The sequence below is a fragment of the Desulfosediminicola flagellatus genome, assembly GCF_005116655.2.
Taxonomy (GTDB): Bacteria; Desulfobacterota; Desulfobulbia; order Desulfobulbales; family Desulfocapsaceae; genus Desulfopila; species Desulfopila flagellata.
The window spans coordinates 587,861-603,468 of record NZ_CP050698.1 but is presented as its reverse complement, the minus strand read 5'-3'; the positions used below and the strand labels follow the sequence as shown (position 1 = coordinate 603,468).

Below are 15,608 nucleotides of genomic sequence, written 5' to 3'. Positions count from 1 at the left end.
TCACGAAATTTTAATTCAAGAGTGTCATAGATTTTTATTATTACTGATTGCAGATTTCAGTAATACAAACGTTCTCTTTTTAGCGATATTTCAGCTCACCTGACATCAGAACCACGCATCGCATAATCCAATATCCATTCATCAAACCTGGCACTTTAATATCATAGACGAGACCATGAGCGTCAGATAGTCTTCACTCTATACTGCTCACTCGACAATTTGAACTATCTGGCTTTTTTGCTTATTCTATCAGGGTACAAAAGGGACGTGCTTCGCATGATGCAATCATTCTATATATGGTGCATTGTATGAATATCACATTGCTTTCAATCCAACTCCCGTATATACATGTAGAAAATTACAAACTCGAATTACTGGAGTTCAGTCTCAAAATATGAAACACTTTTTTTTACTATTCATGCTCTTGTGCTGCTTCAAAACCACCTGCACTGACGTGTATGCAATAGACAAATTCAGGACCGATGGCTGCAGTCTGTTTCCTAACGGCACCTTCGACAGCAATGCTCTCTGGTTACATTGTTGTACTGAGCATGATCGTGCGTATTGGCAGGGAGGTACCTACAACCAGCGACTTGAGGCGGATCAACAGTTGCGCCAATGCGTTCATGACGCAGGGGCCCCATTTATTGCGCAGCTCATGGTCGAAGGTGTCCGTTTAGGCGGCTCACCCTTTTTTCCTACCACATATCGATGGGGATACGGATGGCCCTGGCTAAGAGGATATAAACCGTTAACTCCAGATGAACAGGCCGACGTGACAAAAACTTATCAGGAAAGTTTCAATGGAAATACTCATTCAAAAGATTAAACAATTTGCTGCATACCTGTGGGGAAAGAAATCTGAACTTACTGACATGGATGAAAAAGACCTCCTTTTGTCAAAAGTAGTGCTTGATATCCATAGAAAACGCTCACACAAAACAGTAGAAATTGTCCCGCTTTTTCATTTACTTCCTATCCACCCAATAAATCGAGAAGGATCTCTTACCTCAACCTCGCAACGAATTAAAATTTTACACGACAAGCAAGAAGAACTGTTAACGAAAAAAATCCTCACCAATGAAGCGCTGAAAGAATGTATTCCTTCAATATCTGCCATTAAAGCGGTGCGGCTTTCTGATGATGAAATAGTTGCTTACGAAGGTAATGGTCGGTTGGCCGCAATGCAGGAAGTTTTCTCTTCTGGAGATAATATTTCGGTAGAGGTGGAGATTTATCACTTTAAAAGGCCGAGATCCATTCATCGACGTATCAAAAGACTCCGACGACTTCATAAACTCGACGTCGGAGAACCTGTGATACGACCATAAATAATGGAAGCGTATCACAGGTCTATTCGATCTGATTTTCATCCCGAAACGTAGTATTCGGAATCTACGCTTACCCGATTAAAGATCAAGGCACGCTTGAGATTGAGCCAAAGGGTAGTTTTCGGATGGAAACTATCTACATTTTCAATAACCGGCTCACACGTGAAGATATACTTACCTCCCCAGCCCCTTTATACAACTCGTGATTCCGCTCTATCTGAGAAAGGTCGTACAGATAATTCACCATTAATCCTGCTGATTGCTCTACCCCGGAATCGCTGCTATTAGCTTTCCAGTTGATTCGTTCAATACGTGCGCCATTAGACAAATGAAAATGTGCAACACGATCGAATGCCTGTTCTCCCCGCTTGACCTCTACAAGGTATTTAGCACATAATTTAAGCAACATGTTTTTGAAAACTTCAGAATTAGAGGATTTCTTTTCAACTTCAGCGGATTCAAACATACTTAATAAGGTTACGATAGGATTATCCGCAGATGCAATGGATTGTAAAAGTTCACCTTCTTTTCCACTTAACTTTACCGTCACCGCATTGTTCTTCAGCCAACCCATAAAGCCTGGAATAGGAGAAAGCGTCGAATAGTTTTTGAGATTTTGAAACTTTCCTGCCAGATCGGCAACTACCCGCTTAATTAGAAAGTTTCCAAAGCTGACACCGGCCAGCCCTTTCTGGCAATTTGATATGGAATAGAAAATTGCTGTATCAATTTTTTCAGGTTCTCCTTCAGGAGCATTAACATCAAGCAATTCCTGAACATTACCGGCAATTCCAGCAACAAGCGCCACCTCAACAAATATCAACGGTTCCTGAGGCATTCCCGGGTGGAAAAAAGCGTAGCATCTACGATCAGGGCGCAACCTGTTTTTCATATCATCCCACGAAGAAATCTCGTGTACTGACTCATACTTTATAAGCTTTTCCAGAATTACTGCAGGTGTTTCCCAGGTAATCCTTTGCAGATCAAGAAAACCAATATCAAACCATGAGGCCAGCAGACTGTGCAGATCACTATCCAGCGCTTTCAGCTGCGGATTTTTTCTGGAGTGCGGGAGAAGATCCGCCCGTAAATCCACAAGGAATTTAACTCCTTCATTCAGCTCTGTAAATTGCCTGAGAAGCTTTGTCCGCGGGGATTCCAGCATTTCCCTGAGGCGTTGATTCGATTGCTGCAATTCCTGAGGATTGGTTATTTCACTTCTCGCTTCAAGAGTTCGTTCAATAGCTACATTATCCACATCATAGTCATAGGCCAGCAACTCAAGAAATCGTCTACACCCTTCGCTATTCAATCCACTGTATACATGTCCCAATTCTGCCGCACGAGTTCTTGCAGATACCTCGCCACCACGCCCTTCCAGACATGCATTTATGGCCTTTTTTATTAGCCTGACATCATCATCAGGCAAATCTGCACGCACCCGTCCACTCAGCTGATCAGATTCTCCCAGAGGCCAGATATCCCGTATTATGCGTAGTGTCTTCCCCCAGAAAGGTTCTTCGGCATTAAACATATATCCCCCTTTATCAGCGTGAAAAAAGGTAAACTATCCGAACTGCCGAAAATGGCTATTCAGATATTCGGTATCTGGTTCAATTACAGATTATCGTATCATCTCTGAGGCTGTCCGAGAATAGGAATCTTGTCTCTAATCGAGGAATTGCTCAAAAATATACATTGTCATATAAGTAATATCGGAGTCTTCGCGTACCTACCATGATTATTTTTTATAAATAACGAAGATTCACGGCAAAGTGCATTCTCGAACAACCTCCAGGGCTAAGTCTACGCTGCTTTCCATTCATATCTAGCAGAATAGACACCACAGAGCATCGGCGACCTCGATCATTTCCAGTGTATTTACTGGTCACAAAAAAGGGATCTTCTCCCCTATTTTCGATTTTTCAGGTAAGCCTTCAAATAAAAAAACATAGCCGAGCTGGACGTTCTCCCGACAACAACATGTGTTGTCGGGAGAAACTACGGACACGAGGAAAGTTGCTTACTATTTCCTGTTGTATCATTTGAAATTTTGACTTTATCAAATAATCAGCAAGCCTTTAGCCTGCGCTTACAGTCTTTTTCACAACATTTCCTTCTACCTGATTTGCTGATTCACATAAACAGGTTCAAGCACCAGCGCTTCTTGTATTTCATTATATGCTGCACCGACTTCGGCCTTCAGATCCTCCAACCCGAAACTACTTCCTTCAATTTCTAGCCAGGCGTGTGCGCTGCCATTACCGCGTATAAGTGAAACACACGACAACATGTCCGCACGAGTGCAGCGGCGTATCGAATCTTTTCCAGAAAATGATATCCAATGACTGTGAGCCAGTGCCATTCGCTCAACACAGTCATGCCATTCTAAATCTTCCGGCAGCTTTACTGCAACCTGCAGGTACGCTCTACTATCATCGACAACTTCATGAACACTGAGCTCAGAAGGAATACCTGTTGAGCTTCCGGCGTCTATGAAATCAGCAACAAGTTCTGCCGCTTTATCCTTAAAGAATGGTGCAAGCCTGAACGTTTCTGCAGGAACTGTCATTAATGAGACCCCTACATATGTAATCCCGCTTAAAGCCATCGAAACAATCACTCCATGTCCCATAAGGACAGGATGAAGTATTTCCAGTGCAGGAGGACCACCTGCCAAAGTGTTTACAAGATCATAAATAACAAAGCCGCTTTGACAGAGAAATCCGGTAATCATAGAAGCTGCAGCACCGGACGCTGTCCCGCCCCTCCAGTACATTCCACCAATAAGTGGGAAAAAGTATGAAGCGCTTGCAATGAATGTTGCAATATGGATTGCATCGATAATTGAATCGATAAGAAATGATCCGATAGTCGCGCAACCAATAATAAACAGAACGCCTAACCTGTTCACCATCACCATTTCTTTCATTGATGCAGAAGGTTTTATCTGACGCTGAAAAAGATCTCTGGCTATACACGTTGCCCCCGATGCTGCAAATGTATCAGCACACGACATCGCCGCAGTAGCCAATGCAATAGCACAAAAAGCAATGACAATTTCAGAGTAGTTCTGTGCCAGTATAAAGCTGAGCAAAGCAGGTTCGGCCTTGGCCATACCCATAGGGAAACCGAGTGCTGATATATCTGGATAGATATACTGCAGACCAAGCGCGATAATCGCACAACCACCAAAAACCAGGAGCACCAGCATCGAACCGAAAACCATTCCCAATTGTGCAGACCTGTTGTCCTTTGCAGCCCAGACTTTCTGCCAGGGATCCTGCTCTGTGATCCAGCCGGGAATGATGGCAAGTGAGAATATAACCGCCATAGGAATACCCACAGACATAGGGTTCCACCAATTTCCTTCAAGAGATAAAGCCATCTGAGATACATCTAAACCAGACACGTCTGTTGCGCCTTCTACAACCAGAAAAGACATACACAAAACAAAAAATGCTAAACACAAATACTGAACGATATCCGTTGTTATGACAGCAGATAATCCGCCTAGTGAGACATAAACCGCCACGGATAAACCCACAATAAGTGCAGCCTGCACGTTACTGATTCCGTAAAATATCTGTAACACCAGGGCAAAACCTTTTATATCAGCAACAGCGAACAGCACCATGACCATTATTATGATTAACGCCACGGGTGTTCGAAGAAACGATCCGTAGCGAACCTCAAGAAGTTCAGGCTGTGTCATTGCAGGTACTGAACGTATCTTTTTGACAAAGAGTCCAATTATGAGCAAAGCAAGAATATTAGGTGCTACAAAACCCCAGATTGAGCCCATTCCCAATAACATGAAGAAACCGATAACCGCCAGCAAAGCGCCTGCGGTTAGCCAGGATGCCGCTGCTGAAAACCCGATAGAAAATGCACCAGCTCTTTTCCCAGCCTGCATGAACTCACGCAGAGATGTCTGTTTACTGTTAAAATAATAACCTGTTGCGACAAGAAGAGAGATGTAGCCTACAAGTAATACCATAAAAATCGGATAACCGTTCATACCACCTCCTGCATACAAACCGTAAACGTTATGGCCCGGCTTCTATGCATGTTGTTGCATCGGCTACAAATGAAAAACCCGAACCGACGCATGTCAGCCCGGGGATTTGCCATCTCCTCGAGAGAGAAAGTACATAGCTGACAGATATTCTGACTTGTGAGTCATCCTACCGGCTGCACCTTCCCATGGTTAGTAGTGAATTAGATTGTTGCTCACAGACTGAAATTATCAGCTTCAAGGCGATCATCATATACAATCACACACATACCACAGTGGCTCTACGCAGCTTTCGTCTTCACATACAGCGGCGGGTCCGTTCCGGATTCACACCGGATTCCCTGCGGATAAGAATACATTGCAGCACTCTCATCCGAATCCTATCGGATCATCAGCTAGCATTACCATTAGATTTACCGGATATCGATTCAATCATCCGACATAACAGTTATTTATTGTAATATTGATATCGTGTCAAGCTCCATTTGCCTGTTACAATCAGCAGGAGTTGCAAACAGACCTCAATTGACGTAATCTCTCCCTTATTATCACCAATATATAGAAATCATAAGGGTAAAATATGAATGAGCAGATAACAGATTCGTATAAGGGGTGGTCGATTACCGTCACTGCAGAAGATACAATGTGCGCCCATTTCAGCTTTAGTATCGCTGACCCAAGTGGCAAAGCACAACACGTCAGCATGGGTGGGCATAATGTTCAAAGGGCATTGGAACGTGCAAAGGAAATGATTGATTTAGAACTCTCATTCACAAACGGAGAGTAGAACTGACTCTTTCCGCAAGCGTAAACACCTAACAACCAACAAAAACATATACGTATAATCATTTATACCCTGAAACTCTCATACGTAAATACGCAAATACACCAATACACCAATACGTATACATGTATATATTCGCCAATTGCGTGTATGGGAATTACTAGGAGGGTGTTCGAGAATAGGGATTTTGGTTAAAATCGAGACATTTTCAAAAAATATGCGCAGACATATATTTGATATTTCGAGCATTATTTTTTGAAAATTCCGAAGAGTTTGAGAAAAGGCCATTCTCAGACAGCCTCCTAGGAGGCTGTCCGAGAACAGGAATTTTAAATCGGACAAATCATAAAGCCTAGCAATCGCTGGAGCTTTATATCTCTGCGCAAAGGTAAATCTTATAATATGCACCTGAAAAACGCCTGAATAATGCAATTATACTGAGAATCAGGGCTCTCCATCATTACTATGCAGGATTTGCCAACAATTTGCCGTCCTCTGAACGTACTACCCCATTTATGATCGCTCTCAGTAACTTCCTCATGTTGTGAGCAGTGCATGCAAGGGAAAATTCACCACTTGCTTTCTCATACCCTCTGACACTGAATCTTCTGAAACCGATATTTTTTATCTGTCCGAATACTGGTTCAACGATAACTTTTCGTCTTCCATATATTTCTTTAGAGCTTACCCTCTCCATTTTCTCATTCATCTGTTGCCGTAAGGGCTCTTTGTCATCCGTGTTAATTGTTCGAGCATTACCCTGAGTTGATTTGCAACATCTGCTTTTATAATCGCACTCAACACACACATCAGAGTCGCCTTGATATGTTTTCCTGCCCGATTTTGATGTACGTATTAAAACGAGGGATTGGTCTCCAGGACAGGTGAAAAAATCACCCCGCTCGTTGTAAATAAAATCAGCCTTTATGAGCTTGCGGTCCGAATCATTTAACGGAATTTCACTTCTCTTCTCAGCTTTATCTGTTGCTACATAAGCATCGAGTTTTGCCGATCTTATTGCCTCAAGATTATCACCTGACATGTAACCATTATCAAAGCTCATCTTTGAAGGAAAACTGCCAGTCGTTTCCCGTATATTTTCTAACGCAGGTTCAACCTCGTTCTTGTCATTTGCATTTAGACTCAGATGTTGGGCAACAATCACTTGCTTATCCTCATCTACACATATTTGCCCATTGTACTGATAATCAAAGACGTTATTTTTTCCCATAATACGGGCATCCGTATCTGCAAAGCTAATTTGCTTTTTGTCCTCAATGGTTTTGCCGGGGTGTAGTTCTTGCTCCCGTTGTTCTAAGGCTTTTTTGGCTGCCTGTATTTTTGCTAATCGCTTTTCTTTGAACTGTAAATCTTCGGGAATACCATATCCGGTAGGTTCCTTATACTCCCTGTCCTCTTCTTCATCGCAGTTTTTTGCTTTCGCTATAAGGCTCTCAATTTCCGCTAGTAATTCATGTTCTTTTTCTTTGAGTCTCTTGTAACTCATGGCCTTATGCTTAGAAGTGTCAGCCTTAAATTTTGAACCGTCTAAGCTTACATGGCCAAGAGACGCAAGTCCCAATTGCATGGCTATCAGGACACTCTGCTTGAAACATTCATGAAAAAATTCAGCATTATTTTTCCTAAAGTCACTTAACACTCGGAAATTTGGGCATGACATCCCTGATATATACATATAAGCAAGGTCTACATGGCACCGTCCTTCTATCTGTCTTGAGCTGAAAAGGCCATGACTGTATGCGTATATGAGAATCGAGATAATCAACTTGGGATGATAGGCACGCTGTCCTTGCATGCTATACTGTTTTTCAATACTTGAGGTGTCAAGCTGCTGAAAAATATCGTTATACAGATAACATTCATGATTGTCAGGGAGCAGATCAAAGATATTGCTCGGAAACATTTGCCGTTGTTTGAATTCTAATGGCAGATTTTTGAATGGGGGTGACATAAGGAAACCTCTCTTGTTTTATTGAATACAAATTAACACAAAAAACAAGAATATGCAGCTTATCATGCTGTTATATATAAGCATTCCATCTCAACCTGTTTGCCATTTGCTAGGAAATTCAGCTACGATAAAAACAATTTAACTATTCTCTTTAATTATTGTCGGACAGCCTCCTAGGAGGGTGTCAGTTGAGGTAATAATGTGAAGCTTTTCCTCTTCCTGCAAGGCATGACTGATGGAGCATAGCAGCGCTATGTAACTGAAGGAGTAACGAAGTCAGGAAGCAAAAAGGGCGAGCAGGATTAGACACCTGAGACATGACAGGACATTAGATTCTTCTACCTAAATCATTAAGCAATTTCCGGGTGCTTCTCCATTCTGGCAGAAAAGAATCCATAAGCGCTTTAAAACGGGCATTATGGTACCGCTCCAACAAATGAACCATCTCATGGACAATTACATATTCAAGACATTGAACTGGAAATCTTGCCAGTTCCAGATTTAACCAAACCCGTTGTTTTGTAATGTTACAGGTTCCCCACCTGGTCTTCATCCGACGAATACGCCACTCAAGGACCTCCACGCCGATTATCGATTGCCAATATGTAATCATTGATGGAATACGCGCTCTCAGTTCCTGGCGGTACCAATGGTAGATAAGGCTTTTTGATATGCTGATCTCATCATCATTTTTAAAATAGAGTGTTAAGGTGTGAGATTCAGTAACAGCATACCCGTCACTACGCCTCCCGGTAACACGCTTAACATCATGAGAGACACCAAAGAGATACACATCATCAATAGAATGAGGTTCAGGCTTCTGCTCCCCCGAACCTAAAACGATGCGCTGTCGTTCTTTCCGTAACCAGGAAAGACGTGACTGCAGGATTTCTAAAACCTGCTGATCTGCTATCTGGTAAGGCACAGAGACACGAATCCGACCATCAGGAGGATATATCGCGAGATTAATGTTTTTAATAGCTTTTCTCTCTACAAGCACATCAACATCTTCAATTTTCACTACAACACTGCTGAGCACTTTTTTTCCAGCCATCCGGCTCTTACTCCATATAATAAAAGACTCGTTTGAACTATTCAGCATCTCGGATGCGCACACGCTCGACCTGTGAAGTATGCAACTGGACGACTCCATGTCCACATTCTGCTTTTGCGGAACTGGAGTGCCGTTAAACATGTACAGATCAAGATTGATCAAAGATTAGTAAGAATAATGTTATCGTGCTACCAATCGATATTCTACCTCTGACCATAGTTCTTCAACTCGTTTTCATCCTGAAACGAAGGATTTTCATCTAAATCGAGGCGTTCAATACATTTCACTATAGCCATTTATGCTATATCGAAACCTCACTTCGTTCGCCTATATGCGAGGATAAAGCCTTAAGAGCAACGAAGAGTTATATAAAAAACACCGTTTTCGGATGGAAACTACTTATAACTGCAACGTTACTGATACCATATTCTGATAATGTTAAAAATGGTTTAGCAAACACGGCCATGTAAGCGCCCATACACTTTACGAAGACCAATTGAAAAAAATCTGATTTACCAGGCTAGTAAGGCTTTTAATCTCAGTTTTTTTAATGCTATGCTAAAATATTATGATTACTATCTACCCTGATATAAACAAATTATGGATTCACTGAATCCAAAGAGACTAAAAGATGGAGTTCAATAGTCTGAAATCGCACATATTTTAAATTTTATGAGAATGACAAAAATGTACCGTTTCAGCACAGGATACGCCATCCTTTATCACAAACAATCACAACACGGATAGAGGTTAATAATGTTACGAATTGTTCTGTTCCTAGCGACCAACTTTGCCATCGTCATTCTACTTGGCATCATCATGAGCCTTTTAGGAATCGACACACGAACGACTTCAGGCCTTCTGTTTTTCGCGGCCCTATTCGGAATGGGAGGCTCGTTGATTTCTCTGGCAATCTCCAAATGGATCGCCAAGAAATCAACTGGAGCTCACGTTATCGTGACTCCGAGTAACCCTACTGAGAAATGGCTTTATGACACAGTAGCCGGAATGGCAAAAGAAGCCGAAATCGGAATGCCGGAAGTTGCTATTTATGACTCACCCGATATCAATGCGTTTGCAACCGGTATGAACAAGAATGCTGCCCTGGTTGCCGTCTCCACCGGACTACTGCAGAATATGTCAAAAGATGAGACTGAAGCGGTACTTGCACACGAGATAACTCATGTGGCATGCGGAGACATGGTTACCCTCTCACTCATACAGGGTGTAGTGAACACCTTTGTTATTTTCCTTTCCCGGCTTGCGGCCAACGCAATCAATACATTCTTAAGCGATGATGACGGTGAAGGGCTCGGCTTCTTCGGATATATGGCTGTAGTAATCGTACTCGAGATGTTTCTGGGTCTCTTTGCGTCACTGATTGTAATGTGGTTTTCACGGCGTCGTGAATTTGTAGCTGATAAGGGTGCTGCCTATCTCACAGGTAAAGAAAAGATGATTTCAGCTCTTCGCAGACTGCAGGCTCATCAATTACCGTCAGCACTTCCTGATCAGGTCGCTGCCTTTGGCATCAGACCTAAAGAAGGTGGTATGGCTAATTTTTTCAGGAGCCACCCAAGGCTTGAAGAACGAATTGCTGCTCTTGAAAAACTCTAATCACAATGGACTTTAGCTACAGACAGGGGGAGATTTATCCCCCTTCGTAATAGAACTCCCGTCTCATACTTGAGTCGGGAGTTTTTTTTACCTTTTCGACGCCCCTATATCAACGACCTGCCGTAAAACCAGAAATACCCCTCATTTTTAAAACCCAAAAAACTCCCAGATGCAAACGCCCTCGATATGTAACCATCCATCATGCTATACGTTATAGCAACAATTGCAATCTGGTCATTTGACTAATTCTGCCTGACATATCAGTTTGCCTACAGCATTTCAATACACGTAGTTTTTTTCAGAGCATTTCAATGAGATGAAAGAGCATTTGATATTTCGCTAAATCTGTCTAAACTTGTGGCTTTTTCCTAACACTTTCTTTATGATACCGTAAACTTATACAAATACTTCTCCGAGGCATAGAGATGAGAACTGTTACAGGGTTACTCACCAGCATATCCATTATTTTCCTGCTACTCATTAGCAGTGTTAAGGGAGCAAGTCTTTCTAAGCTTGTTGTAATGGGTGACCATGATTTCCCTCCGTATGAGTTCCTCGAAAATGGCCGGCCTACCGGTTTTAATATTGACCTGATCCGTGCGGTTGCTGAAACAATGGGGCTTGAAATTGAGATCCGTCTCGGTCCATGGAATGAGGCTCTCAACAATCTTCAACAGAAAAAGATTGATCTAATTACAGGCATGGCCTATTCAGAAGTTCGTGATCTCGCCTTTGATTTCTCCGTTCCCCATACAAAAATATCTCCTGGACTCTTTACCAGAGCCGACTCCCCCATCAAAAGCCTTAACGATATACACGATAGAGAAATTGTCGTTCAGCTTGATGACATCATGCACAATTTTCTGGTTCAGCAATCTCCCACCACCCATATTATCACTGTACAGAACCCTCCTGAAGCACTTCAACTCATTGCCACAGGAAAACATGATGGAGCTCTTCTCTCGTCCGAGGTGCACAAATATTATCTCTCAAAGGATCCAGTATTCAGTGATCTGAAGAATATAGATATTGGTCTACCTATGCAAAACTACTGTTTTGCTGTGGCGGAAGGCAACACACTTCTTATCAATGAACTTGACCGTGGACTTATTCGACTCAAAGCAAACGGGACATACCAGAATATCTACAACAAGTGGTTTGGCGTATACGAAGAAAAGCGCTTGTGGGATTCATTAAAATTATATGTCTTCGCAATGTTACTTATAGTTGGGTTCTTCATTTTCAGCCTTGTTTGGTCATGGACACTAAAAAAACAGGTAAATATCCGTACAACAGAACTGAACGAAAGCCAACAGAACCTCATTGCGGCTCAGACAAAGCTGGAAAAGAGAGTACAGGAACGTACAGCCGACTTAGCACTGACAAATGAAAATCTGAGATCTGAAATAATTGAACGCGAAAAAATGGAAGTGGCTCTTAGAGACAGCGAAGAGGGCTATCGTGCAATTGTCGAAGCATTTGACGGGTTGATTTATATCTGCTCAGCAGACTACCGGATTGAGTTTATGAATCAAAACCTCATTGATGCTATTTCTCACGATGCAACCGGCGAAATCTGCTACGAAGCTATAATGAAAAGGGATACCCCTTGCCAACACTGCGCTAACGACAGAGTCATGCAAGGAGAAACAGTTCGTTTTGAAATACAACTGCATCAGAACAAGCGATGGTATTATGTCGTCAACACACCCATTTTCAACTCAGATAATAGTATCTCGAAGCAAGCGATGGTACAGGATATTACTTCCCGAGTAAAAGCGGATAAAGAACGCCGGGAATTAGAGGAAATAAATCGTAAACTCCAAAAAGCTAAAAGCCTTGATCGCATGGCTGGTGCAACTGCACACCATTTCAATAATAAGCTGCATGTTGTTTTGGGTAAGCTTGATCTTGCCAGGCAGACTCTCACAACCGATAAAAATATTGATAAATACCTTAAAGATGCAGGAAAAGCGGCAGAACAGGCTGCTGAAATCAGCAAATTAATGCTCACGTACTTAGGCAAAGTATCAGATCCGCAGTCTGTTTACGATTTATCAGCAATCTGTAATAAAGGCCTATCAACTATCAATGAATTAATCCCCAAACATATAAACCTGAGCACCAGTATACCCTCTCCGGGACCGTCAATTCAGGCGAACTTCCACCATATTCAGCTTATTCTTCTCAATATTATACGAAATTCCTGGGAAGCAATAGATACGAATGAAGGTACCATCGCGTTACGTATCGCTAATGTTTCCGCATCATCAATTCCCCGACACAATTGTTTCCCTGTCAACTGGACACCTGTTACTACAAACTACGCATGCATAGAGGTAGCTGATAACGGTTGTGGTTTTGAGGACAAGGATATTGAAACAGCGTTTGATCCGTTCTACTCAACAAAATTTACAGGTCGTGGACTGGGACTATCTGTTGTCCTTGGCCTCGTTCAGGCACACAACGGGGTTGCAACTGTAGAGAGCACCCCCGGCCGGGGAACAACCATCTCTGTATTTTTTCCTCAATCTTCAAAACAACCTTCAGCAAAGCCCGCGAATCAGGCAAAGACAATGACAAGAGAAAACTCAGGAACTGTACTACTCGTTGATGATGATACGATAGTCCTCGAAATTACTGCTGAACTACTCTCCCGAATGGGGTTCGATGTTCTTACAGAGGCTAATGGTATAGATGCCATTGAAACATTTAAGCAGCATAAAGATCACGTCAGCCTGATCCTCACTGATTATGCCATGCCACAAATGAATGGCCTTGAAATGCTGTCTCCACTACGAGAAATAGCACCAGGAATACCGGTTATCCTTGCCAGTGGCTACAGCGAAGATCAGGTTATGAGTTCTAACCACACGGAAAAGCCACAGGTCTTTCTAGAAAAACCATATAGCCTGGACGATCTCAAAGAGGCTGTAAATCAGTCGCTGGCTTGTCCGGTTTAATCGTTTCAACAGGTTGGTACTACACAAATACACGCCTGCCCCTCTGATCCTTCCAGAAAGGAAGAAATCTCAGAGGGACAAGCAACTTCATAATCAATTAAAACCTACATACCTGCTGCCAGTGCGGTTGACCTGCGAGGGTCGGCACCACCATACATAACTCCATCTGAAATCATAATTGACTGGATAGCACCCATTGAGGACTTTTGTTGCACATCATGTCCCTTTTGTTTAAGCCCGTCGATTGTGTCCTGACTCAAGCCTTCTTCTATTCGAATCTCATCAGGAAGCCACTGATGATGAATACGTGGTGCTGCTACGGCACTCTGGATATTAAGACCATGATCAATAACATTCATGATAACCTGAAGTGTCGTGGTTATAATACGTGAACCACCCGGGCTACCGGTTACCAGAAAGTTTTTACCATCCTTTTTAACGATTGTAGGCGACATTGAACTGAGCATACGCTTATTCGGCTCAACCTTGTTTGCATCACCGCCGATCAAACCATAGGCATTAGGCACGCCGGGCTTTGCCGAGAAATCATCCATCTCGTTATTGAGCAGAAAACCTGCACCTTCAACCACAATTCCTGAACCATAACTGAAGTTAATGGTATAGGTATTCGAAACAGCATTCCCAAACTTATCAACAATAGAAAAATGTGTAGTTTCATTGCTTTCATATGGAAGCGGTTTCCCCGGCATAACCATCTTGCTCGGCATCGCTTTATACGGATCTATTTGGGCCCGGATTGAAGTTGCATACTCTTTTGATGTAATGCCTTTAAGAGGAACTTTTACAAAATCTTCATCCCCCAGATACATTGAACGGTCTGCATACGCACGCTTCATTGCTTCAGCCATCAAATGGATAGTGACTGACGAGTTATGACCATATTGTGCTATAGGATAACCTTCCAAAATATTCAATATCTGAATAACATGCGCCCCGCCAGAGCTTGGTGGTGACATAGAATAGATATCATGTCCTCTGTAATTACCATGTACCGGTTTACGCATGACCGGCGAGTAATTTTTCATGTCGTCCATGGAAATAAGTCCGCCGTGTTTTGCCATTTCGGCAACGAGTAACTCAGCGGTTTTTCCTGTATAAAATTCGCTTGCTCCCAGATCAGCTATACGCTTAAGGGTTGCTGCCAAATCTTTTTGCACAAAGAGATCACCCGGCTCATAGTAGCCGCCATCCGCTTTATAAAAAATTTGAGCGCTGGATTTCCACTTCTTAAGACGATCCTCTTTGTCTTTTACCCCGCTACTAAATCGAGGTGTTACAATAAAACCCTCTTCAGCAAGCTTAATGGCCGGTGCCATTGCTTCCTTAAGGCTTATAGTTCCATATTGCTCAAGCGCCAAAGCAAGCCCGGCGACAGTGCCCGGAACACCGGCAGCAATGTGCGAATAGCGTGATTTGTTGCTATCGGCATCACCCTTTTCATTTAAGAACATATCAACAGTAGCCTTTGACGGTGCCTTCTCACGGTAATCAATAGCAACGACCTCATCCTTCTTTTCAGAAGAGATAAGCATGAAACCACCACCGCCTATATTACCCGAACGAGGCTGGGTAACAGCAAGTGAAAAGGCCGCAGTGACCGCTGCATCAATGGCATTTCCACCACTTTTCAAAACCTCCAGTGCAGATTCTGTAGCAAGAAAATGGCTGGTAACTACCATTCCCTCCTTTCCCTGCACCGGATTCATTCGTTCGCCCTCCAGAATTGCGGCAGAATGAACAGTTTGCGAAAATAATACCAGTGCGCCACCTACAATCACCGCAAATCGCTTACAACTCTTCTGTAATACAGGTCTGCTCATAGTTCTTCCTCATGTAATGTTGATTTGA

The 15,608-nt window shown here is 42.7% G+C and carries 10 protein-coding genes and 1 riboswitch; of the genes, 5 read left to right on the top strand and 5 right to left on the bottom strand.

Annotated features, from left to right (window positions below; translation table 11 throughout):
* The first annotated feature begins 394 nt into the window (after positions 1–394).
* Positions 395–829: a hypothetical protein gene (locus tag FCL46_RS02560; protein WP_136810147.1), complete on the top strand. Its 435-nt coding sequence runs from the start codon at positions 395–397 to the stop codon at positions 827–829.
* Positions 804–1,331 (top strand): hypothetical protein, encoded by a 528-nt coding sequence (locus FCL46_RS02555; RefSeq protein ID WP_136810146.1) that lies wholly within the window; start codon positions 804–806, stop codon positions 1,329–1,331. The genes FCL46_RS02560 and FCL46_RS02555 overlap by 26 nt, the downstream gene beginning before the upstream one ends.
* Before the next feature lie 136 nt (positions 1,332–1,467).
* On the opposite strand, the gene FCL46_RS02550 is transcribed toward FCL46_RS02555, so the two are convergent.
* Together FCL46_RS02550 and FCL46_RS02545 are read right to left on the bottom strand one after the other, a co-directional pair.
* Positions 1,468–2,865, bottom strand: a complete 1,398-nt coding sequence (locus FCL46_RS02550; protein WP_136810145.1) for a malonyl-CoA decarboxylase — start codon at positions 2,863–2,865, stop codon at positions 1,468–1,470.
* A gap of 585 nt (positions 2,866–3,450) precedes the next feature.
* On the bottom strand, positions 3,451–5,352 hold the full coding sequence (locus tag FCL46_RS02545) for a sodium:solute symporter family protein (RefSeq protein ID WP_136810144.1): 1,902 nt from the start codon (positions 5,350–5,352) through the stop codon (positions 3,451–3,453).
* Positions 5,353–5,485: 133 nt separating this feature from the next.
* Positions 5,486–5,747: riboswitch (cobalamin riboswitch) on the bottom strand.
* A gap of 182 nt (positions 5,748–5,929) precedes the next feature.
* Between FCL46_RS02545 and FCL46_RS02540 the strand changes: the two genes are divergently transcribed.
* The gene (locus tag FCL46_RS02540) at positions 5,930–6,136 is read left to right on the top strand and encodes a hypothetical protein (RefSeq protein ID WP_136810143.1); all 207 of its coding nucleotides are present in this window, start codon (positions 5,930–5,932) and stop codon (positions 6,134–6,136) included.
* 460 nt (positions 6,137–6,596) lie between these two features.
* Here FCL46_RS02540 and FCL46_RS02535 read toward each other — a convergent pair whose 3' ends face one another.
* Complete coding sequence (locus tag FCL46_RS02535) at positions 6,597–8,105, bottom strand: IS1182 family transposase (RefSeq protein ID WP_136810870.1); 1,509 nt, start codon at positions 8,103–8,105, stop codon at positions 6,597–6,599.
* A 328-nt stretch (positions 8,106–8,433) separates the two neighbouring features.
* Positions 8,434–9,159, bottom strand: a complete 726-nt coding sequence (locus FCL46_RS02530) for a M48 family metallopeptidase (RefSeq protein WP_167506114.1) — start codon at positions 9,157–9,159, stop codon at positions 8,434–8,436.
* 756 nt (positions 9,160–9,915) lie between these two features.
* Here FCL46_RS02530 and htpX point away from each other — a divergent pair.
* Positions 9,916–10,776, top strand: a complete 861-nt coding sequence (gene htpX / locus FCL46_RS02525; protein ID WP_167506113.1) for a protease HtpX — start codon at positions 9,916–9,918, stop codon at positions 10,774–10,776.
* 425 nt (positions 10,777–11,201) lie between these two features.
* The gene (locus FCL46_RS02520) at positions 11,202–13,739 is read left to right on the top strand and encodes a transporter substrate-binding domain-containing protein (protein WP_136810858.1); all 2,538 of its coding nucleotides are present in this window, start codon (positions 11,202–11,204) and stop codon (positions 13,737–13,739) included.
* A gap of 104 nt (positions 13,740–13,843) precedes the next feature.
* On the opposite strand, the gene ggt is transcribed toward FCL46_RS02520, so the two are convergent.
* Entirely contained in the window at positions 13,844–15,580 is a 1,737-nt protein-coding gene (gene ggt, locus FCL46_RS02515; RefSeq protein WP_136810857.1) for a gamma-glutamyltransferase, read from the bottom strand.
* Positions 15,581–15,608: the final 28 nt, after the last annotated feature.